General features: G+C 61.2%; 16 protein-coding genes. All 16 read right to left on the bottom strand.

The annotated features are described in order from the left end of the window. Nucleotides 1–1,158, bottom strand: coding sequence for a UDP-4-amino-4,6-dideoxy-N-acetyl-beta-L-altrosamine transaminase (gene pseC, locus VY732_RS07855; protein WP_077571642.1), 1,158 nt, complete (start codon nucleotides 1,156–1,158; stop codon nucleotides 1–3). Further along, the gene (gene pseB, locus VY732_RS07850) at nucleotides 1,155–2,156 is read right to left on the bottom strand and encodes a UDP-N-acetylglucosamine 4,6-dehydratase (inverting) (protein ID WP_331695140.1); all 1,002 of its coding nucleotides are present in this window, start codon (nucleotides 2,154–2,156) and stop codon (nucleotides 1,155–1,157) included. Before pseB ends, pseC begins: the two co-directional genes overlap by 4 nt. Before the next feature lie 30 nt (nucleotides 2,157–2,186). Continuing rightward, nucleotides 2,187–5,111: a glycosyltransferase family 2 protein gene (locus VY732_RS07845; RefSeq protein WP_331695139.1), complete on the bottom strand. Its 2,925-nt coding sequence runs from the start codon at nucleotides 5,109–5,111 to the stop codon at nucleotides 2,187–2,189. A 50-nt stretch (nucleotides 5,112–5,161) separates the two neighbouring features. Beyond that, nucleotides 5,162–5,890, bottom strand: a complete 729-nt coding sequence (locus VY732_RS07840) for a cephalosporin hydroxylase family protein (protein WP_077571639.1) — start codon at nucleotides 5,888–5,890, stop codon at nucleotides 5,162–5,164. 29 nt (nucleotides 5,891–5,919) lie between these two features. Continuing rightward, entirely contained in the window at nucleotides 5,920–6,585 is a 666-nt protein-coding gene (locus VY732_RS07835; protein ID WP_077571638.1) for an acetyltransferase, read from the bottom strand. Beyond that, a complete protein-coding gene (locus tag VY732_RS07830; RefSeq protein WP_331695138.1) occupies nucleotides 6,582–7,703 on the bottom strand; it encodes a DegT/DnrJ/EryC1/StrS family aminotransferase in 1,122 nt (373 codons plus the stop codon). Before VY732_RS07830 ends, VY732_RS07835 begins: the two co-directional genes overlap by 4 nt. Beyond that, entirely contained in the window at nucleotides 7,700–8,926 is a 1,227-nt protein-coding gene (locus VY732_RS07825; RefSeq protein WP_077571636.1) for a class I SAM-dependent methyltransferase, read from the bottom strand. Before VY732_RS07825 ends, VY732_RS07830 begins: the two co-directional genes overlap by 4 nt. Then, entirely contained in the window at nucleotides 8,923–9,483 is a 561-nt protein-coding gene (locus VY732_RS07820) for a dTDP-4-dehydrorhamnose 3,5-epimerase family protein (protein WP_116033117.1), read from the bottom strand. Before VY732_RS07820 ends, VY732_RS07825 begins: the two co-directional genes overlap by 4 nt. Continuing rightward, entirely contained in the window at nucleotides 9,480–10,562 is a 1,083-nt protein-coding gene (gene rfbG / locus VY732_RS07815) for a CDP-glucose 4,6-dehydratase (protein ID WP_331695137.1), read from the bottom strand. Before rfbG ends, VY732_RS07820 begins: the two co-directional genes overlap by 4 nt. Further along, nucleotides 10,544–11,317 carry a glucose-1-phosphate cytidylyltransferase gene (gene rfbF, locus VY732_RS07810; RefSeq protein WP_077571633.1) on the bottom strand — a complete coding sequence of 258 codons (774 nt, stop codon included), beginning with the start codon at nucleotides 11,315–11,317 and terminating at the stop codon, nucleotides 10,544–10,546. The genes rfbG and rfbF overlap by 19 nt, the downstream gene beginning before the upstream one ends. A 254-nt stretch (nucleotides 11,318–11,571) precedes the next feature. After that, on the bottom strand, nucleotides 11,572–15,165 hold the full coding sequence (locus VY732_RS07805) for a glycosyltransferase (protein WP_331695136.1): 3,594 nt from the start codon (nucleotides 15,163–15,165) through the stop codon (nucleotides 11,572–11,574). Nucleotides 15,166–15,273: 108 nt separating this feature from the next. Further along, complete coding sequence (locus VY732_RS07800) at nucleotides 15,274–16,842, bottom strand: flagellar hook-associated protein 3 (RefSeq protein WP_331695135.1); 1,569 nt, start codon at nucleotides 16,840–16,842, stop codon at nucleotides 15,274–15,276. A 13-nt stretch (nucleotides 16,843–16,855) separates the two neighbouring features. Further along, nucleotides 16,856–18,901, bottom strand: a complete 2,046-nt coding sequence (gene flgK / locus VY732_RS07795; RefSeq protein WP_331695134.1) for a flagellar hook-associated protein FlgK — start codon at nucleotides 18,899–18,901, stop codon at nucleotides 16,856–16,858. Nucleotides 18,902–18,925: 24 nt separating this feature from the next. Further along, on the bottom strand, nucleotides 18,926–20,218 hold the full coding sequence (gene flgJ / locus VY732_RS07790) for a flagellar assembly peptidoglycan hydrolase FlgJ (protein WP_077571629.1): 1,293 nt from the start codon (nucleotides 20,216–20,218) through the stop codon (nucleotides 18,926–18,928). Nucleotides 20,219–20,229: 11 nt separating this feature from the next. Next, nucleotides 20,230–21,318, bottom strand: coding sequence for a flagellar basal body P-ring protein FlgI (locus tag VY732_RS07785; RefSeq protein WP_161986589.1), 1,089 nt, complete (start codon nucleotides 21,316–21,318; stop codon nucleotides 20,230–20,232). A gap of 27 nt (nucleotides 21,319–21,345) precedes the next feature. Continuing rightward, on the bottom strand, nucleotides 21,346–22,041 hold the full coding sequence (flgH, locus tag VY732_RS07780; RefSeq protein ID WP_034153262.1) for a flagellar basal body L-ring protein FlgH: 696 nt from the start codon (nucleotides 22,039–22,041) through the stop codon (nucleotides 21,346–21,348). Nucleotides 22,042–22,060: the final 19 nt, after the last annotated feature.

The raw sequence follows: 22,060 nt of genomic DNA, 5'->3' as shown, positions 1-22,060 counted from the left end.
TTATTCGGTCAGCCGACGCAATTGCTCGACCACGTAATCCTGTTGTTCATCGCTCAGCAGCGGGAACATCGGCAGGCTGATCGCCTCAGCGTAATAACGCTCGGCTTCGGGGAAGTCGCCCTCGGCGAAGCCCAGGTCGCGATAGTACGGCTGCAGATGCACGGGAATATAGTGCAGGTTCACGCCGATGCCCGCCGCGCGCAAGCCTTCGAAGACCTGCCGGTGACTGAGACTGATGCGATCAGTCTGCAAGCGAATCACGTACAGGTGCCAAGCTGATTCTGCCTCCGGCTGAAGGCTGGGCAACGTCACTGGCAAGTACGCCAGCAAGCGTTCGTAGCGTGCCGCCAGTTCGCGGCGACGGGCGATGAAATCGTCCAGTTTGCCGAGTTGCGACAGGCCCAACGCCGCCTGCAAATCAGTGATGCGGTAATTGAAGCCCAGCTCGATCTGCTGGTAATACCACGGGCCGTGGCTCGGCTCGGTCATCTGCTGCGCATCACGGGTCATGCCGTGGCTGCGCAAACGCTGCAGGCGCTCAGCCAGTTGCGGGCGATTGGTCAACACCATGCCGCCTTCAGCGCTGGTGATGATCTTCACCGGGTGAAAGCTGAACACCGTCATCGCCGCAAACTCGCCGCACCCCACCGGGCGTCCCGCGTACGACGCACCGACCGCGTGAGAAGCATCTTCGATCACGGTGAAGTTGTAGCGCTCGGCCAGTTGCGCAATGCGGCGCATGTCGCAGCTCTGCCCGGAGAACGCCACCGCCACCAACACTTTCGGCAGGTTGCCGTCCTGTTCGGCCTGATCGAGTTTCGCTTCTAGGGCGAAGGCATCGAGGTTCCAGGTCAGCGGATCGATATCGACGAAATCGACCTCGGCGCCGCAATAACGCCCGCAATTGGCCGAGGCGAGAAAGGTGTTCGGCGTTGTCCACAAACGATCGCCCGGCCCCAGGCCCGCGGCCAGGCAGGCGATGTGCAGCGCCGCCGTGGCGTTGCACACCGCGACGGCGAAGTCCGCCTGGCACCGTTCGGCCATCGCTTGCTCGAAGCGCTCGATGGTCGGCCCTTGGGTCAGCCAGTCTGATTGCAGCACCTCGACAACCGCATCGATGTCTGCCTGATCGAGGCTTTGCCGACCGTAGGGAATCATACCGAGAGCTTCGCGTGCAGGTCAGTGATCTGTCCGACCGAGAGGAATTGCGGGTTGGTGTCGGAGCGGTATTCGAAATCTTCGCTCACGGCACGCCCCTGCTCGCCAAGATTGTCGACGGCAAAATCGACATCGACGCTGGTAAAGCGGATCGATGGCTGGATGGTGTAGTGATCCTCAAACTCAAGGGTCATCCGCGCATCGTCCAGCGGCACCATCAATTCATGCAGCTTCTCGCCGGGACGAATGCCGACGTTCTTGTGCGGCAGATGCTCGGCCATGCCCCGCGCCAGATCGACGATGCGGATCGACGGAATTTTCGGCACGAACACTTCACCACCGTGCATGCGCGCGAAGCTGTCGAGGACAAATTGCACGCCATGGTCGAGGGTGATCCAGAACCGCGTCATGCGCTCGTCGGTGATCGGCAACTCCGTAGCGCCGTCAGTAATCAGCTTGCTGAAGAACGGCACCACCGAGCCACGCGAGCCCGCCACGTTGCCGTAGCGCACCACGGCAAAACGGGTTTGCTGCTCGCCGGCAATGTTGTTGGCGGCGACGAACAACTTGTCCGAGAGCAACTTGGTCGCGCCGTACAGGTTGATCGGGCTGGCCGCCTTGTCGGTCGACAGTGCCACGACTTTCTTCACGCCGTTGTCGATGGCGGCGGCAATGATGTTTTCCGCGCCGTTGACGTTGGTACGGATGCATTCAGTCGGGTTGTATTCCGCTGCCGGCACCTGCTTCAACGCGGCGGCATGCACCACGTAGTCAATGCCGCGCATGGCCTGCCGCAAGCGGTCAGCATCGCGCACGTCACCGATGAAGTAACGCATGCACGGCGCATTGAACGTCTGCTGCATCTCGTACTGTTTCAGCTCGTCACGGGAGAACACCACCACGCGTTTGGGCTGGTATTGCTCCAGCAGTCGGGCGATGAATTTGCGCCCGAACGAGCCGGTGCCGCCGGAGATGAAAATCGATTTACCGTTGAACATGTCTGAATTCCTGTGTCCTGTTCGCCAGGCTTAGCCGAGCAATTGCGCCCAATTGATCGGGGCACTTTCGCCCAGGGTAAAACCTTTGCCGGTCAGCGCCAGGTTGGCGTTGTACGCCGGATCCTGGGCAAAAGCCGCGCTCCACTTCTCACGCAATGCAGCCAATGCTTCAGGGGTTTGCGGCAACTCGCCGGTGTGCAACACCTGCACCAGCGGCGTCCACACGGTGAGGTAACCGGCCTGCCCGGCCTTGAGACACAGATCAACGTCACTGAAGCCGTCGGCGAAGGTCACTTCGTCCAGGCCACCCAGTGCGTTGAACAATTCTTTGCGCACCATCAGGCACACCCTCGACACCGCCGAATAGTTCTGCTCGACCGTCAGGCGCTGCATGTAACCCGCGTTAGTGTGTTTCTCGCCGATGAAGGCCGAAGCCACACCGTCGTTCAGCCCGAGAATCAAACCTGCCTGGGCGATCTTACCGTCGCGGTCCACCAGTTTGGCACCAACGATGCCGACCTCAGGACGCTGCGCGTGATTGAGCAACGACTCGATCCAGTTCGGGTTGACCACTTCACTGTCGGTGGCCAGCAGCACCAGATATTCGCCCTGCGCCTCTTGGCTGGCCGCGTTGTACAGCGCCACGGGGTCAAGCGGACGATCAGCATGCAGCACCCGCACTTTGGCGTTATGCAGCGTTCCCAGCCAGTCATTGATCTCGGCCGACTGATTCGGGTTGACCGCCACCAGCAACTCATAGCGGGTGTAACGGGTTCTGAGCAGCACGCCATCCAGGCAACGTTGCAATGCGCCAAGATCGTCGCCAGCGGGCACGATCACCGAGACCAGCGGCCGCTCGACATGGCGATAGTCGATCTGCCAGGTGCCAGGCTGCGTCGAGGTGACTTGAGCCTTGTAACCACGATTGCCCAAGTGCCGCAGCAGCGCCTGACGCTCGTGAGGATTTTCTGCCAGCTCCGGCGCCCGGGTAATCAGCAATGGTTCATCGAGATGGGCGAGGCCATCGAGGCCGCTCTGCTCGATGATGCGCAGCAGCACATCCAGTTCCAGCGCCTTGCTGAAATCGGCCTGATAACCGCCGAGCCCCGTCAGCACTTCACGACGAATCAACCAGTGCCGGGCCATCAGTGACGGAACGCTCTGCAGCAGATCGAGATTGAAGCCCGGGCGGAACATATCCACCAGCGCACCATTTTCCTGGCGCTGGATCTCATCCGTGGCAACCGCACGCACACCCGGCGCAGCCATCAGTTCGAGACTGGCCCGCAGCAGGCCGGCAGCCGTGAATTCTTCACCCGCCTCAGCCAGCAGCAACCAGTCGCTGGTCGACTGATTAACGCTCTGGTTGAGCTTGTCGACGAAGTTGCTTTGGGTCACGCGCACAAAGTGCAGGGTATTTTGTGCAGTGGTTGCCGCCGGCGGTTCGCCCGTGGTGAAGACCACAACCTTGAAGGCTTTGCTGTGACCTTCGAGCAAGCTGTCCAGGGTGATCTGCAACTTGTCGATGTCGTTATCCAGATCGAGCAGGAAAATGCCGAACTGCGGACCACCGGCATTGTCTGCCAGGTGACCGGCAATCGCCGCGGCCTGCTCGGTATCCGGCTCACGTGCAGCGAGCCACTCGAGCAGTCGGCCGGTGAGCATCCTGGCGAATGTCGGCTGATGACCTTCGAGCAACACCGTGTCCAGACGCGCGACCCAGTCGCGCAGGACGGGCACGTCGTCTTCCTCGTCCAGCGGTTGCAATTGCGCGATCAGTTGCTTGATCACCGCGCGATTGAACACGTTGGCGTCGTGTGCCTGCCACAAGCGGTCGAGCACGCTTTGCGGGGTGTCATTGTTGCGTGCCAGCATCAGGCTCTGCTGGCGAGCCCAGATACCTTCCAGTTCCTGGAGCTGAACGCGTCCGGCAGGCATCGCGTGCAACAGAAACTCGAATTGCGTCAGTTGATCGAAAAACACCTGATTGTAGAACGGCATTTCCACGTATTGCTTCGGACCGAACCGACGCTGCGGGTCCGTCGCGATATCGACCCAGGTCGACTCGAAAATCAACTCGGCGGTGAGTGCCCGATAGTTCTTCAGGCTGTCGGCCAGCGTGGCAAAACTCTTCAGAGCAAACTGTTTGCCCTGCTGTGGATCCTGATGCTGGAGCTGGGTCGGCAACCCTGCGAGGAATTCGGCAAACGCTTCACGTCCGGCCACGCTCTTGGCGTCCATATAGGCCAGCGTGTGATAAATCTCGGTGTTGTGATCGGACTGGCCATAGTTGATTTCGCGCACGACATAAGGAATCGGCAGAATCCGCACCTTGCCCCGGGCCAGCATGTAAAAGGTGTGACCGACTTCCTGCCACTGGAAGATCGTGTCTTGCGGCATGGCTGCGTACCAGTCGCGCAAGATCGCCGTACGCTGCACGGCATAGAACGGCGGCAGGTACTGATGCATGTAATCGAGCAGACGCTCCTCGGCCTGATCGGCGGAGTAGTCTTCGCAGACTTTCTTGTCCCGCCGGAAGTAATTGACGCTGTTGGCGAATGCCAGATACATCAGGCTGTAGCCGTGGCACAGGCTGTAATCGGGGTTGGCCTCCATGAATGCCACGGCTTCGTGCAGGGCATCATGCACCAGGAAGTCGTCGTCGGCGGCAAACACCATGTAAGGCGTTTGCAGCTGCTCGACACCGTAAGCCAGCTTGGCGCGAATCCCCCAGTAGCCGAACTGCGGCAAGTGCTGATAATCCACGTGGGTGAATTCGGCAGGGATGCCCGTCAGCGCCACCGCCGACGAATCCAGCACCAGAATCCTGCACGGCAAACTGCTGTAGAAGCGAATGGCTCTACGCAAAAACGCCGGGCGTTCGTGGGAGATCAGCACGACGGTCAACTGTTCGTTGAGTGCCAGATCGGTTCCTGAAGTGTTCTTGCCTTGCATATATTCCCCACAAACGGCGCGTCGCCGAAAACTCATCGTTGTTGTGTCGATTAACGCACGCGACGCAGATAACCATCCGGCGCGACTGTGATCAGCAATTTGCTGTGAATCGCCTGATCGATCTCGAAATCGCGATTCTCTTCCAGGTAAGCCCACACCGCGGTTTTCGGGTTGTCACCCTTGCCCCACGGACGATCCGGGAACGCATCGGCCGGCATGTCTTCGACCACGGTGTCCATGACCACGCAATAGCTGTCCACCGAAACCAAAGGTGCATACAGACGCAGTTCTTCGAGGACATGCTCGTGGGTGTGGTTGGAGTCCAGCACCACCAGCACTTTTTTGCCCTGCACGCGCTCGCGCACCTGATCGACGATGGCGTTATCGATGCTCGAACCCTGGATCATGCTGATGCGTTTGAACATCGGGTGCGCTTCGATGGCTTCGCGGTTGTGCTCGCGAATATCGATGTCGATGCCCAGTACTTCGCCATGCCCGATCAGTTCCAGGATCGAGGCGTAGAACACCAGCGAACCGCCGTGCGCGATACCCGTCTCGACGATCACGTCCGGACGCAGGTTCCAGATGATTTCCTGCATCGCGACCATGTCCTGCGGGAACTGAATGATCGGCCGGCCCATCCAGCTGAAGTTGTAGGTGTACTTGTGCTTGGCCGTGGTGCCGACCCAGTCCAGAGACTCGGTCTGCAAGGCCTTGTCTTTCTGCAGGCCTTCGATGTTGGCTTTTACTTCTTCGCGAAACTGTTCATGCGGATTCATTGCAACTCTCCAAAAATTCGGGAAACGGCCTACCTGAACACCCTGGCATCCGGGTAAGGCACTGCATTGGTCTTGATGATCCTGGCGGGATTGCCCACCACGACCGAAAAATCCGGAACATCTTTGGTCACTACCGCACCGGCACCGATGGTTACCCAGCGACCGATGCGCAGGCGCGGCAGGATCGTGGCGTTGGTGCCGATAAAGGTCCCGTCGCCGATTTCCACGCAACCGGCGATACACACACCCGGCGCCATGAACACCGAGTGGCCGATCCGCCCTTCATGCCCCACGACACTGCCGGCGCTGATGCTGGTGTTGTCGCCCAGTGTCACTTCAGCCTGCATCAGCACGCCTTCCTGCAGATAACTGCCCTGCCCCATGCGGATCATGCTCAGGTCGATACCCGGATGAACGAACTGACCAAGGCACGCACCGGCATCCACCAACTGACAGGTGGTTTCGTAGCGTAACCGGGTACTGCCAGTGATCAGATTGACGAAGCGCACGTCCTCGCCATTGAGCTCGCCGACAAGTTCGCAACCACCAAGCACCGGCACCCCATGAAACAGCGTGCCGTGCTTGCGCGGATCGTTGTCGAGGAAGGCGAATTCGACGTTCGGCGAGCTGCGCTTGACGGCGTGCAGCATGCGCACCGCTTCCGGGTTGGCGGCCCCCAGCAGATACAGCTTCACACTGTGTGCCCGCGAGCCAGCAGATCCAGCACCACTTGCACCACACGCTGCTGATCGGCGTCGGTCATGTCGTGATAGCTCGGCAGGTTGAAGGCACGCTCCGGCAAGGCAAACGCCAGCGGCGTGTCGACCGCGTATGCGCTGAGCATCGGCAGCGACGACAGCGGCCAGAAAAACACCCGCGCGTCGATGTCGGCGGCCTGGAAGGCGGCGATCATTTGCTCGCGATGGATACCGGTATCGGCATCGAACACCACGGTCGGCATCCAGTAGCCATTGCGGCCATGGGCCGGTTCGGGATTGAGCGACACACCCGCTACGCCTTCGAGCGCTCGCGCGTAGTGGGCAAAAATCGCCCGTTTGCGCTCGATCAACTCGTCGATTCGCTCGACCTGGGCACAACCGACCGCAGCCTGCAGGTTGCTCATCTTGTATTTGAAACCGACAAACTCCGGCCAGAACTGTTTGCTGCAACCCGCCACACGCCCATGGTTGGACAGGGTCAGAACCCGCTCATACAAGGCCTTGTCCGAGGTGACGAACATGCCGCCCTCACCGGTGGTCATGGTCTTGGTGCCATGAAACGAAAAAGCGCCAAAAGCCCCCAGCGAACCGGCAGCCTTGCCGCGCCATTGCGAGCCGATGGCTTCCGCCGCGTCTTCGATCACCGGGATGCCGAACTCGCGACCGATGGCGAGCAGCGCGTCCATGTCACACAGATTGCCGTACAGATGCACCGCAAGAATCGCCTTGGTGCGCGGAGTGATCGCCTTTCTGACAAGCTGCGGATCCAGGCACCAGCTGTCCGCCAGTACATCGACAAACACCGGCGTGGCGCCCAGGTAAGTGATCGGTGCCGCCGAGGCAATCCAGTTGGTGTTGGCCAGGATCACTTCGTCGCCAGCGCCGACACCCAGCGCGGCCATGCCCATGTGCAGCGCACCGGTGCAACTGGAAGTGGCGATGGCGTAGGTGGCGCCCAGATGCTCGGCAAAGCCGTGCTCGAAACGTGTCAGGTATTCGTAGCAACGTGCGCCCCAACCGTTCTGCACGGCGTCCAGGACGTACTGCGCTTCGAGTTCGCCAACGCTGGGTTTGGTGTAATGAATTCTGCTCATTGAATGCTCAACTCCGGAACGGCGACGACAAAACGTGCGCCCCATGCCTTGGCCGCAGACAGTTGCTGCGTCACTTCGCTCAACAGGTTCCACGGCAACACCAGAATGTAGTCCGGCTGCTCCTGGGCAATCCGCTCAGGCGCAACAATCGGGATGCGGCTGCCCGGCAGGAACTTGCCCTGCTTGTGCGGGTTGGCATCGGCCACCCAGGCCAGCAAATCCGCTTTGACCCCAGCGTAATTGAGCAAGGTGTTGCCCTTCGCGGCAGCGCCATAACCGACCACACGCTTGCCTTCAGCCTTGGCCTGTAACAGAAAGCGCAGCAATTGATGCTTGATGCTTTCTGCCGCAGGGGCGAGCGAGGCGTAGTACTCAGCGGTTTTCACCCCGGCAGCGAGTTCGGCCTGCAGTTGCTGCTGCACCGCCGCTTGCACCGGGCGACGCTGGCCGTCCTTGCGCTGCACGAACACCCGCAGCGAGCCGCCGTGCGTCGGTAGCTGGCTGACGTCGAACACTTCCAGACCATTGCGCTCGCACAGGGTCTGCACGGCCGTCAACGACAGGTAGGAATAGTGCTCGTGATAGAGCGTGTCGAACTGCGCGCCCGCCATCAGCGTCAGCAGTTGCGGGAATTCGAACGTGGCCACGCCGGTCGGCTTGAGCAGCGTCGCGAAACCGCCGAGGAAATCGTTGATGTCCGGCACATGCGCGAGCACGTTGTTGGCTGCCATCAGATCAGCGCCCCAGCCCTCGCTTTGCAACTGCGCGGCGGTGTCGCGACCGAAGAACAGCTCACGAATCTGCAGACCTTTTTCCCGCGCTGCCTGTGCGGTGCTGCGGGTCGGCTCGACACCCAGGCACGGGATGCCACGCGCGGCGACGTATTGCAGCAGGTAGCCGTCGTTGGCAGCGACTTCCACCACGCGGCTGTCGGCGCTCAGGCCGAAGCGCTCGACCATCTCGGCGACATAGCGCTCGGCATGGGCCAGCCACGTGCTGGAGAACGAACTGAAGTAAGCGTACTCGGCGTCGAACAGGCTGTCGGCGCGGGTGTAATCCTCGGTCTGTACCAGCCAGCATTGCTGGCACACCGCGACTTTCAGCGGCACCCACTGCTCGGCCTGCTCCAGGCGATCAGCGTGGACGTAGGCGTTGGACGGCGGCGAGGTGCCGAGGTCGATCAGCGGCAGACTCAGCGGTGCGGCGCACCCACGGCAGTTCATAGACGCACTCCAGCAAAGTGTTGATCAAGCGCGGGATGGCTGGAGTCACGCGCTGACAAATTATTGACAGGCAACGGCCAGGCAATCGCCAGCCGTGGATCATTCACCGACAGACCGCCCTCGTGCTCGGGTGCGTAATCGGCGCTGTGCAGGTAAAGCAATTCGGCATCTTCGGTGAGGGTCTGGAAACCGTGGGCGAACCCGGCCGGGATCAACAGGCTGCGACCATCGCCGGCCTTCAGGTGCTCGGCGTGCCAGTGCAAAAAGGTTTCGGAATCCGGACGCAAATCCACCGCCACGTCCCACACTTCACCGCGCAGGCAGGTGATCAGTTTCGCTTCCGGGGCGTTGCCATTCTGATAATGCAGGCCACGCACACTGCCCTTCTCGCGGGTGCAGGAATGGTTGATCTGGCGGATATGAAATTCACTGCCGAACGCACTCAGACTGCCCTCGCAGAACAGCCGGGCGAAGTGCCCGCGCTGATCTTCGAAGCGTTTGTGCTGAACGCTGAACAGTCCGGCCAGCGGCAACGCCTTCAGGGAAAACTCGCTCACAGCGCGCCTCGGTACAGGTTCAATTGGCCGAGGGTGACCTTGCGCATGTCATCGCCGTTCTGCCACGCCAGGTGCCAGTCGAGGGTTTGGGTCAGACAGGCCTGCAAGGTCCAGCGTGGCTGCCAGCCAAGCACTTGCCGCGCGCGACTGCTGTCCAGACGCAACAGGCCCGCTTCGTGCAGTTCGCTTTTCTCGATGCGCAGACCGCGCGCCTGCGGCCAGCGGCTGGCAAGCAGTTCGACCACTTCGCCAACGCTGCACATGTCCGCCTCGCCTGGGCCGAAGTTCCACGCCCCGGCGTACTCCGGGCCCTCTTCATAGAGGCCGGCGGCCAGTTGCAGATAACCGGCCAGCGGCTCCAGCGCGTGCTGCCACGGGCGCACGGCTTGCGGGTAGCGCAGGGTCACCGGCTCGTCGGCGGTCCAGGCTTTGAGCACGTCGGGAATCAGTCGCTCAGGGGCAAAATCGCCGCCGCCGAGGACGTTGCCGGCACGCGCGGTGGCCAGGGCCAGACCGTGTTCGGCGTACTTGTCCGCTGGGAAAAACGACGCGGCATAGGATTGTGCGAGCAGTTCACAGCAGGCCTTGCTGCTGCTGTAAGGATCGTGTCCACCGAGGGCTTCGTCTTCGCGGTACGGCCACAGCCATTCCTTGTTGGCGTAGACCTTGTCGGTAGTCACCAGCACGCAGGCGCGCACGCAACCGACCTGACGAATCGCTTCGAGCAGGTTCAGCGTGCCCATGACGTTGCTGGAGTAAGTGCCGAGCGGATCGCGATAGCCTTCGCGCACCAACGGCTGCGCGGCCAGGTGCAGAACGATCTCCGGCTCGGTGTCGGCGATGATTTCCAGCAAGGCGCCGAGATCTCGCAGATCGCCACGCTGATCGTTGATGCCTTCGTGCACGCGCGCCAGTTCGAACAGGCTCGGCTCGGTCGACGGATCCAGGGAAAAGCCGCTGACTTGCGCGCCGAGGCTTTGCAGCCACAGGGTCAGCCAGCTGCCTTTGAAACCGGTATGCCCGGTGACGAGAACGCGTTTGCCGCGCCAGAAATCCGCACTCAGTCCCATTGCTTCCATGGGGCCTCCCCGCTCTGCCACAGGGCTTCGAGGTGGTTCTTGTCGCGCAGGGTGTCCATGGGTTGCCAGAAACCGTCGTGCTGAAACGCCATCAGCTCACCGCGGGCGGCCAGGCCGTCCAGCGGACCGGATTCCCAAGAGGTCGAATCGCCTTCGATCAGTGGCAGGACCTTGGGCGACAGCACGAAAAAGCCGCCGTTGATCCAGCCTCCGTCGCCGCGTGGCTTCTCGGTGAAACCCAGCACCCGGTCGCCTTCGCGATCCAGCGCGCCGTAGCGACCCGGCGGTTGTACCGCGGTGACGGTGGCCAGTTTACCGTGAGTCAGGTGGAAGTCGACCAACGCGCTGATGTTCAAATCGGAAACGCCGTCGCCATAGGTGAAGCAGAAGGCTTCCTCATCTTCCAGATAGCGCGCGGCTCGCCCCAGGCGGCCACCGGTCATGGTTTCTTCACCGGTATCGATCAGCGTCACACGCCATGGCTCGCTGTAATTCTGATGAACGTCCATGCGGTTTTCGCGCATGTCGAAGGTCACATCGGAGGTGTGCAGGAAGTAGTTGGCGAAGAAATCCTTGATCGCGTACCCCTTGTAGCCCAGGCAAATCACGAAGTCGTGAATCCCGTGGGCGGAGTACTGCTTCATGATGTGCCAGAGAATTGGCTTGCCGCCAATCTCGATCATCGGCTTGGGCTTGAGGTGCGACTCTTCACTGATGCGCGTGCCCAGACCACCCGCCAAAATAACTGCCTTCATCCTCTCCCCTCTCGTTCGTCACAGCGCTGCGCGTCGCTTTCTTGAGCGTGCGGCCTTCTGGCTAAACCTTTCTGCCGTTTCGGGCGCAGGGGCAATGACCGCGAGCGCTCGTTTTATGGCGATTTGAGGGGGACTTGCAGGAAACGCGCCAGCTCGGTGCGCTACGTGTCGCAGGACGTGCAGCCATGAAAAAAGGGATGAATCCGTCACCGGACTCATCCCTTTCATCGAGCTGTTTCAACGATTGGAACCGGTCAGTCCGCCAGCCAGCCATTTTCCCAATAGCGCAGGTTATCGCCACGCAGCACGTAATCGCGCAACACCACCTCACGCAACTCGTCGCCCATGCGATAGCTGGCATCCGGATCGGCCAGGTGCATGCGGATCGCCTGCAGCCACTCATCGGTGGTGTTGGTCTTGACCCGCGTACACGGCAGGTAGCCGCGATAGGCTTCGGTGTCAGTGCAGATCACCGGGTAGCCGCAAGCGCCGTACTCCAGCAGCCGCAGGTTGCTCTTGCAGTCGTTGAAGATGTGGAACTCCAGCGGTGCGAGGGCCAGATCGAGGTTGAGGCTGGCCAGTTTCGCCGGATACACGTCAAGCGGGATCACCCCGTGGAATTCATGCATGTACGGACGCAGGTCATCCGGGCACATGCCGAAGAACACCCAGTCGACTTCATTGGCCAGTTCGCGAACCACCTCGGCGATCACGGCCAGGTCGCCGTGGTGGCTGGTGCCACCGCCCCAACCGACCCGTGGCTTTTTCGACGTACGCCGCTGGCTGCGCAGGTTGCTCCAGAGGTCTTTGGCGAGCATGTTCGGCACCACACGAATGTCGTGGTGCATGTCCGACAGCGCATTGGCCAGTGGCTGCGTCGACACCACCACCCGATCGCAGAGGCCGATCGCTCGACGCACCATGCGCTCCATGTCCTGCTTGTTCGGCATGTTGCGGATGTGGGCATTGCGATGAGGAACGTCGATGACATAGTCATCCAGTTCGAAAATACGCCGGGCGCTGAAATACTTCTTCAGGGGCGGGATTTCATCGATGGCGTGCTCCGAGTAGCGCCCCTGCAGCACAATCACGTCGGGCGCCTGACGCTCGATGTCGACGATCGACGGCAAGCCGTAGCAGATGCGCCCCTCGACCCGGTTGGCCGCCTCCAGCTCGATCATCGGCTGACTCATGCGGTAATGGCCGATGGCAGAAGCGTTGATCGGTACCACGAGCACGTTGGGCAGACTCGACTTGGAAAACGCACGCCAGCCGCTCAGCAGACCCGGTTCGAGACTGAAGTTGGTGGCCCCGATTCCCTGTAGCGCAAGGTTGACGTTGTAGGCCGGATCGCGCGCAATCAGCGGCAACCAGCGCTGGTAAAAAGTATCCTGCTCGCGCTCGTGCTGTTGTTGCTCTTCGCTCGTTGCCACGGCGCTCGGGCGTGTGCCCAGCGCCAGCCTGGCATGCGGATTCCACACCACCAGGTAACCTTCGCGGCCGATACGCAGGCACAGATCCACGACGTTGTACGCGATCTTCAAGTCCTGTTCGTCGAGCCCCGCGACCTCCTCGAAGACCGACTTGCGAACCATCAGGCAGTCACCGCCGACGGCGCTCAGATCCTGCACCGCCTGCAGTCGGAACATATAGCCCTCCGACTGCATCGGTTGCCCCAGGAACGGCAGCCCGGCCGGCCCCTGCAAACCGAGAATCAGGCCGGCATGCAAGATCCCGCCGTCCGGATCGAACAACTTGGCGCCGACCACTCCGACTTCCGGGCGCTGCGCATGATTGAGCAATTCGTCGAGCCAATCGGCTTGAGTGATCACCGCAAAAGCGTTGAGCAGCAACACATACTCGCCACGCGCCTGGCTCACGGCAAAGTTGTGAATGGCGGCAGGGTTGTTCTTTTGCAGGCAGCGCAACACACGAATCCGCTCACCGCCCAACTGTCCCATGCCGTCGAGCCAGGCCCGCGCCTCGGCGGTTTCGCTACCGCTATCGACGAGGAGAATTTCGTACTCGGTGTAAGCGGTTTTTTCCAGCAGCGTTTCGACACAACGCTGCAAGGCTGCCGTCTGATCCTGAGCGACGATGATCACCGAGACCAACGGGCGGCGGGCGTGACGATAGTCGACCCGATTGAGCAGCTCACGGCCCTCACGCCGGGTCGCATAGGCAATCCCCAAACGCTGCAGATGCGCATCGAGCAGCCGTGGATTCTGTTCCAGCACACCTGCATCGGTGAGCCATTGGGACAGATCGAATTTCGATTCGAGCAACACTTCGGCGATATGCCCGACCACCTGAGTGCCGTCGTTCTCGACCATCCGCCAGAGCAGGTCGTGAGGCGCCAGTTGGGCAAAGTCAGACGCCAGCCCTCCCAACTCCAGAACCCGCTCGCGCTTGAACGCCAGCGCCCGCCCGACGTAGGGGTAGCTGCGCATGAGGTCGAGGTTGAAATCCGGCTTGAACGCAGGCTCTGCCGACTCGCCATTGCGCAGACTGCCTTCGTCGCTGTACAGGCACGTGAAAGTCCGCGAATGCGCGATCCGATCAGCCATGATCAGCAACGCCGTAGCCACCGGGCGATCACCGGGTTGCAGCAGGTAGAACCAGTCGGCGCCTTCCAGTTGCGGCAGCAAGGTGTTGAGCTGCTCCAGCCCGTCGTCTTGCAACGGCAGTCGAAACACACGGCCATCCAGCTCCGCTTCGGAACAGGACGCGGACAGTACCAGCACCAGTTCCGCCGGGTAATCCTGATTGGCGAGGGCCTCCAGCGTACGCTCCACACCGGCGCGACTGCCTTTGTCGTCGATGATGACCGGCACGATTCGCGGCTGGTGCGACCAACCGGCGATGGTTTCCGGCAGCATCTTGCGCTGCCCTTCGGTCAGCACCCGGCACTCCAGCCATTGCGCATAGAGTTCGCCGAAACTCAGGCTATCCACCCCGACGCCACACTCCTGGCGGCTCTGCCGGGAACCCAGGGTGCGACTCAACGGCAGCTCATCCCAAACCCTTGGCGACTCATCAGCCTTTGCCAGCGGGATGTAACGCACCCAGCCTGGCGCCGGCGCCAACTCACCGTTGCGGACTTTGAGCATTTGCGAGAGCCACTCGCGCTCGACGTCCATCGCGTCCTTCATCGGTTGCTGCGCACTCAGCCGCTCCGGATAAAGGCGCTCGGCGCTCAGTACATTGTTCGACACCGCCAGGTTGCCGCGGCGCAGCAGGCAGATATACAAGGCGAAATCCAGGCTGGCGACGAAACAGCCGCCCTCCTCGGTCAATGCCGGCAGCAGCTCGGCGACGTCCGCGCGGCGAAACAGCGCGTTGCTGAATCCGCCGAGAACGTTGACCGGGAATTTTTCGAATATCGCCAGTAGATCGTCACCCTTGAACAGGCCACTGACCGGCGACAGCGAAGTGTTTTCCAGACGCGCAGGCAGGATGATGTCGTTCGCGTCCCAGAGCAGTCGCTGGGCCAGCACCAGACTGACCTCGGCACGGCGCATCTCGTGCGCCTGCTGCTCGATACAGGCGGAATAGAGCAGATCATCGTCACACAGAAACTTGATGAATTCGCCCTGCGCCTGATCCAGGCAGGCTTTCAGGTTGCCGACCAGTCCCAACGTGCGCGGGTTGCGTACATAACGCACGGCGACGCCGGTCTCCTCGCCGACATTCGAGACGATGGTTTCAATCTCGATGCCACGACTGTCATCGCAAACGATGATTTCCAGATGGCCATAGCCTTGGCCGACGGCGCTGCGCAACGCACGCTCGAAAAAGCGTGGATTGAAGGCGGGAATGACAAGGCTGACGAGAGGGAGTGAATTCACGGCGGGCTCACAGGCGGTACGAGCCCGCTCGGTAAAGCGAGCCCTTGAAACCGCAAAAAACATTACTTGAGGGATAGAGCAAACGGGCGCTCACACGCCCGTTAACCGTCAGATCTTGTTGAACAGACCCAACTGGCTGATCTTGCTGAACGCCAACTGCGCGGCTTGCAACATGGTCTGCTGCAGGGTCAGGCGGGTCATGACTTCGGCGGGATCCGAATCACGGATCGAGCCTTGGGTCGTGGTGTTCGCCGTGCTCAGGCTCTGGTTGGTCGCGGTTTGCATCTCCAGCGCCTGGCCACGGGCACCAATGGTGGTGACAGAAGCGCCAATCTGGTTGGTGGCGGCGTCGATGTTGCCGAGACCCGACTCCATGACCCCCTGAAACTTCTGCTTGGCAACATCATCACCGTCGATCGGCATATTCAACGCCGTAATCATCTGGCCCAGGGTGTCGAGCACGTTCTGGGTCTGGTGATTGTTCGGCTGGATCGAGAACTGATCGCCAGCGGCCGGCGTGTTGCCCAGCGCGAAAGTCACGCCCGCAGCGGTCGCGTTGCCGCCAGCCACGGTGCCGGACGACACGGGTTTGCTGTCCGCAGTGACTGGCGCCGCATACAGATCGAACGCCGTGGCGCTGGTGAACTTGAGCACCGCGCCGCCTTGCGGGAAGGCGTTTGTATAGGCCGACTGGTCGGTGATGGTCGAACCGGTAATCACCGCAGTAGACGGGTTACCCGGGCTGCGCGCGGTGGTGAACGAATCCGGCTGGGTCGACAACTGGAAGCTGTGTCCGGCAATGACCGCGTCCGGGTTGGTGTCACCCGCTTTCAGGTTGATGTTCAGCTTCAGGTCGACACCACGGAAACTGACCGTCTGGTTGGTGCCGGTGGTGTTGACGATCGCGCCATTCTGGCTGGCTTCGGCCGTCACGTCGTTACCCAGCGCGTCGGTAATTTGCAGCTGGGTGCTGCTGACGAAGCTGACGGTGTACGGCTGACCACCGGAGAACTTGGAGTTGTACGTGGCCACATTGCCAACGGTACCGCTGGACAGCACGACACGGCCGTCATCCACTGCCGGAGCCGTCATGTTGGTGCTGGTGCGGCCGGTGTTGATGGTCTGCTGAAAGGCATCCCAACCGGTGGTGTTCGTGCCGACCGTCATACCGTCGCCGATGCCCAGGTTGATGGTGGTCTGGTCACCGTTGTAGGTGTAAGTGCCGTCGGTATTCTGTGAGTACGGCGCGGTATCGGTCTTCGAACCGGAGAACATGTAGTTGCCGTTGGCATCCTTGGAGTTCATCAGGCCCAGCACTTGTTGCTGGATCTGACTCAGTTCCGCAGCGTAAGCCTGGCGATCCTTGTCGGTGCGCGTGCCGGTGTTGGCGGCCAGGGCGAGTTCCTTGGCGCGAGCCAGTGCGGTGGTGATGGAATCCAGCGTGGACTCCTGCACATTCAACGAATTTGTGGTGGTGTCGACGTTGGTCTTGTACTGATCCAGCATCGCCGCCTGTTGGCCCAGTTGCAGCAACCGACCGGCGCCGATCGGATCATCGGAGGCGTTGGTGATGCGCTGCAGACTGCTCGCCTCGCTGGCGGTAGCCACAGCCTTGTTGAAGTTACGTTGATAGTCCGACGCTTGCGTGCCGTAATACTGGGCGGTGGAAATGCGCATGAATTACGACTCCTTAAAGGCTGTTGATCAGCGTGGCGAAAGTTTCCTGCGCAGCTTTGATGATCTGCGAGGACGCTGTGTAGTACTGCTGGTATTTGACCAGGTTGCCGGTTTCTTCATCCAGGTTGACCCCGGACAGCGAGTCGCGCGCGCCTTTGGCGTTATCCAGAATCGCGGTGGTCGCGGTGCTGTCAGACTTGCCTTGAGCGGTCTTGGTGCCGACGTTGGTCACCAGCTTGTTGTAGGCGTCGGTCAGGCTGATGCCCTTGCTCGCCGAACCGGTATCGACGGTCTGCGCAGTTTGCAGGCCAACCAGCGCTTGCGCGTTGCGGTTGTCCGAAGACGCCGCACCGGTCAGGTTCATGGTGAAGGTTTCGCCCGGCTTCGGCGTGCCGCCAACGGTGGTCTGCACCGAGAAGGTTTTCTGCACGTTCGGCGTGACGCTGGTGTCGAGTACCGGGTTGCCGCTGGCATCGACGATGCCGACTTTCAGGTCCAGCGTGTTCGATTGACCGGGAACGATGGTGCCGCTGCTGATGAGGCCGCCCTTGGCATCCACAAAAGTGTAAGACTGGCTGCCCCCGGAGACCGCACCGAACACCAGTTTGACCGGCGTCGAGTTTTTCAGCGCCGCCTGCATGTCAGCCTGGGCAGTCGGGTTGTAGATATCGATTTTGGAGCTGAGTGTCGGCTGGGTGTAAGTCCCCAGGCCGGCAGCACTGGCGACACCGGTCAGCGGCGCGGCTGCAGCGATTTTCTTCGGATCGGTGAGCACCGTCTGGATGCTCGCGGCCGCATTGCGGGTCGGCGTCACTTTGAAGCTGTCACCGGCACTCAACGCCCCACCCTTGAGCGCAAGGGTGAAACCGTCGATCACTGGCGGCGGATTGGTGGTGGTGCTGAAGGTGCCCAGATCGGTACCATCGGAGCGCTTGACCGAGTAGTCGGTGGCGCTGGTGAACGTGACCTGATAATCGCTGGTGGTCAGCTTGCCGCTGTCCTTGATGGTCACATCGAGGTTGCCCGAACCTGCGCTGTTGCCATCCTTCGCGATGCTGCGCTGGCTGATCAGCGCGGCACTGTTGATGTTGTTGAAAATCGCGGCGCCGAAGTCACCGTTCTTGTCGATGCCCTGGGCTTGCTGGCTGTTGACCTGATCAGCGATCACCAGGGCCACACGGCCCAGCTCATTGAGCGATGGATCGAGAACTTCTTTGCGATAAGTCAGCAGACCACCGATTTCGCCACCGCTGATCACCGAGGTGATGTCGATGGTGCTCGAGCCGCGATCCATCTGGATGCCCATGCGCGATGGATCATCCTTGAGCGGCACAGTGCTCAGGGAGTTGGCGGAGTTGCCAATGACCAGTGGCTGGCCGCTGCCGACGTAGATGTCGAAGCTGGTGCCGCGCTCGACGACCTGTGCGCCGGTCAGCTCGGACAACTGGCGTACCGCTTCATTACGGCTGTCGAGCAAATCGTTCGGCGCACCACCGCTGGTGGAGATCTCACCGATCTTCTGGTTCAGGTTGGCAATCGAGGTGGCCAGCTTGTTCACCTGGGCCGTCATGTCGCCAAGGCTACCGTTGATGGTGGTGTTCTGGTCGTTGAGCTGTTTGGCGATGGAGTTGAAGCGGCTGGTCAGCGCTTGCGCACCGGTCAGCACCGATTGACGCGAGGTGTCATCGGTCGCAGACGTCGACACGCCCTGCATCGTCGTGAAGAACTTTTGCAGCACACCGGTCAGGCCGGTGTTGGTGTCGGACAACGTGGAGTCCAGCGGCGTCGCCTGCGCGAGGTACGACGCTGCTTCGCTGTTGAGCGAAGTTGCCGTGTGCAGCTGGGATTCCAGGTAAGAGTTGTAGACCCGGCGAACGTCAGCCAGGGTCGTGCCGGTGCCGATAAACACGGTGCCGTACTGCTGCGAGGATTTGGTGCCCTGCACGGTTTGCTGGCGTGAATAACCGGCGGTGTCGACGTTGGCAATGTTGTTGCCTGTCGTAGCCAAAGAGGACTGGCTGGCCGTCAGTCCCGACATCCCGATATTGAGCAAACTCATGGTTCAGACCTTATACCTTGTGCCTTATAAAGGCGTGGTGGAGACACCCGCCGCAGCGTAGTTTTGGAAACTGTTCATCTGCTTGGCAATCTGCGAAATCTTGCTTGCGTAGTTCGGGTCGGTTGCGTAACCGGCCTTTTGCAACTCGCGTACAAACTGTTCTGGGTTATCGGCAGACTTCACGACATCTTGATAGCGATTATTGGACTGCAGCAAAGTCACCAGATCGTGGAAGCTGTCCTTGTACGAGGCGTAGGAACGGAACTCGGCCGTCTCCTTGACCATCTCGCCATTGCGGAACTCGCTGGTGATCGCCCGGGCCGAATCGCCCTTCCAGTTGCTGCTCGCCTTGATGCCGAACAGGTTGTGGCTGCTACTGCCATCCTGGGCACGCATGACCGACTTGCCCCAACCGGTTTCCAGCGCCGCTTGCGCCACCAGATAACGCGGATCGACGCCGATACGGTCGGCCGCTTCCTTGGCCATCGGCAGCATGGTGTTGACGAATTCGTCGGCAGAACTGAAGGCTTTTTTCGCCGGTGCCAGCGGAATCTGCGCCATGGCGCGACCGTAGACCTGCATCTGTGCGCCAGAGGCTTTTTCGCCCTCGGCGCGCGCCAGCCAGTCGCCGTTGTACAACGGGCCGGCGCCGGTGGTGGCGGCGGTGGTCGCGCGCGGCGGCAACTGCGTGGCGGCTGCCGGCGTAGCTGAGGGCACCAGCCCGGCAAGCAAACGATCGGCCAGTTTCGGTGGCAAGGCCAGACGACGCTGGTTGATCATTTCCATGTCATTGCGATGAGCGAGTTGCGTGTTCGGCGCGTTCACCGAACGCGATGCCCACAACGGGCGCTCGCCATTGAGACGCGACAACGGGCCGTTGGTAGCAACGGTGCCAGCGGCAACCGGTGTGACCACGGCCGCAGCTTTCGCCTTGGCCTCTTCCTGCTTGGCAGCGGACGCGGCCGCAGCCTCACCCGGTGCCAGCGGTTTGTTCTTCGACATCTGCCGCATCAGCACGTCGGCCAGACCGATACCACCGCCCTCGCGGGACATGGAAACGGCCAGTTGCTGGTCGTACATTTCCTGGTACTGCTTGGCTGCCGGCGTGTTGAGCGGGTTGTCCTGGCCCAGCGCTTCGGTGGCGGAACGCATCGACTTGAGCATCTCGCCGAGGAACAGCGATTCGAATTCCTGCGCCACTTTGCGCAGGTTCGCATCGCTGTTCTTGTCGCCGACCTTGAGTTGGTTCAGGCGATTGAGGTCCGAGTAGGAACCCGAATCGCTGCTGCTGACCAGACCACTTTTGCGCATGTCCATAAGGGTCGGCCTCAGATCACGATCAGGTCGGCTTGCAACGCGCCGGCCTGCTTCAGAGCTTCAAGGATCGCCATCAAGTCACCCGGTGCCGCGCCGACCTGATTCACCGCACGGACGATCTCGTCGAGGGTGGTACCCGGGCCAAACTTGAACATCGGTTTGGCTTCCTGCTCGGCATTCACCCGCGAGCGCGGCACGACAGCCGTCTGACCATTGGACAGAGGGCCGGGCTGGCTGACGATCGGGTCTTCGGTGATGGTCACGGTCAGGCTGCCGTGGGTCACGGCGGCTGGCGACACTTTCACGTTCTGGCCGATGACGATGGTGCCGGTACGCGAGTTGATGATGACTTTCGCCACTGCCTGACCCGGATCGACTTCAAGGTTTTCCAGGATCGACAAGTAGTCGACGCGCTGGCTCGGATCGAGCGGCGCGGTAACGCGGATCGAACCGCCGTCGATGGCTTGCGCAACGCCAGGGCCGAGCATGTCGTTGATCTTGTCGACGATACGTTTGGCCGTGGTGAAGTCGGAACGGTTGAGGTTCAGCGTCAGGCTGTTGCCCTGATTGAAACCGCTCGGCACCGAACGCTCCACCGAAGCACCGCCAGGGATGCGACCGGCCGACGGAACGTTGACGGTGATCTTCGAACCGTCACGGCCCTCGGCGTCGAAACCGCCAACCACGAGGTTGCCCTGAGCGACCGCGTAGACGTTGCCGTCGATACCCTTGAGCGGGGTCAGCAGCAGTGTGCCGCCGCGCAGGCTCTTGGAGTTACCGATCGAGGACACCGTGATGTCGACCTGCTGACCAGGCTTGGCGAACGCCGGCAAGTCAGCACTGATCGACACTGCCGCGACGTTTTTCAACTGCACGTTGCCCGATCCCGGCGGCACCTTGATGCCGAACTGCGAGAGCATGTTGTTGAAGGTCTGCAGGGTGAACGGGGTTTGCGTCGTCTGGTCACCGGTGCCGTTAAGCCCGACCACCAGGCCGTAACCGATCAACTGGTTGGAACGCACGCCGGAAATGCTGGCGATATCTTTCAGCCGCTCGGCGTGGGCAGCAAAGGCTGCGGACATCAGCGCCGCAGCCAGCATGAGGCTCTTGAAATTCAAAGTCGCCACCTAGAAAGGGAACAGCGGGCTGAGGAAGAAACGGTCGAACCAGCCTGGCTGACTCGCATCGGCAAACGAACCGGTGCCCGAGTAGGTGATGCGCGCATCGGCGACACGAGTCGACGACACGGTGTTGTCAGTGGCGATGTCATCGGCACGCACTAAACCTGCAATCCGCACCAGCTCATCACCGGTGTTGAGAGTCATCCACTTCTCGCCGCGCACAGCAATGATGCCGTTGGGCAAGACGTCGGCCACAGTCACGGTGACCGAACCGGTCAGGGTGTTGCCCTGCGCGGCCTTGCTGTCGCCTTTGGTGGCGCGGTCGCCGCTGTAGCCCACATCAAGACTCAGGTCGTTGCCGCCCAACGGGTTGTTGGTGGTGCCACTACCGCCGAACAACGACGTCAGGCCGATACCGGTCTTGCTGTTCTTGGCCACTTGCGAGTTGGCGTTCTTGCTCGCCTGCGTTTTCTCGTTCAGGGTGATGGTGATGATGTCACCGACCCGGAACGCCTTGCGGTCGCTGTACAGGTTCTGCTCGAAGCCGGCCTGGTAGATCGAGCCGTTATTGGCCGCAGCCGGCAGCGGCGTGCGCGGCAACACCGGGGCGTAGTAAGGGTCATTGGGCTTGGGCGTCGGGGCGACGCAGCCCGCGAGCGAGACGACCCCACTCAATGCCAGAACAGATACAAAGCGATTCATGACCCTACCTCACGGTGTT

Origin of the sequence: Pseudomonas sp. ZY71 (assembly GCF_036542145.1) — a bacterium.
Taxonomy (GTDB): domain Bacteria; phylum Pseudomonadota; class Gammaproteobacteria; order Pseudomonadales; family Pseudomonadaceae; genus Aquipseudomonas; species Aquipseudomonas koreensis_A.
This window is presented reverse-complemented; position numbering and strand designations above follow the sequence as displayed.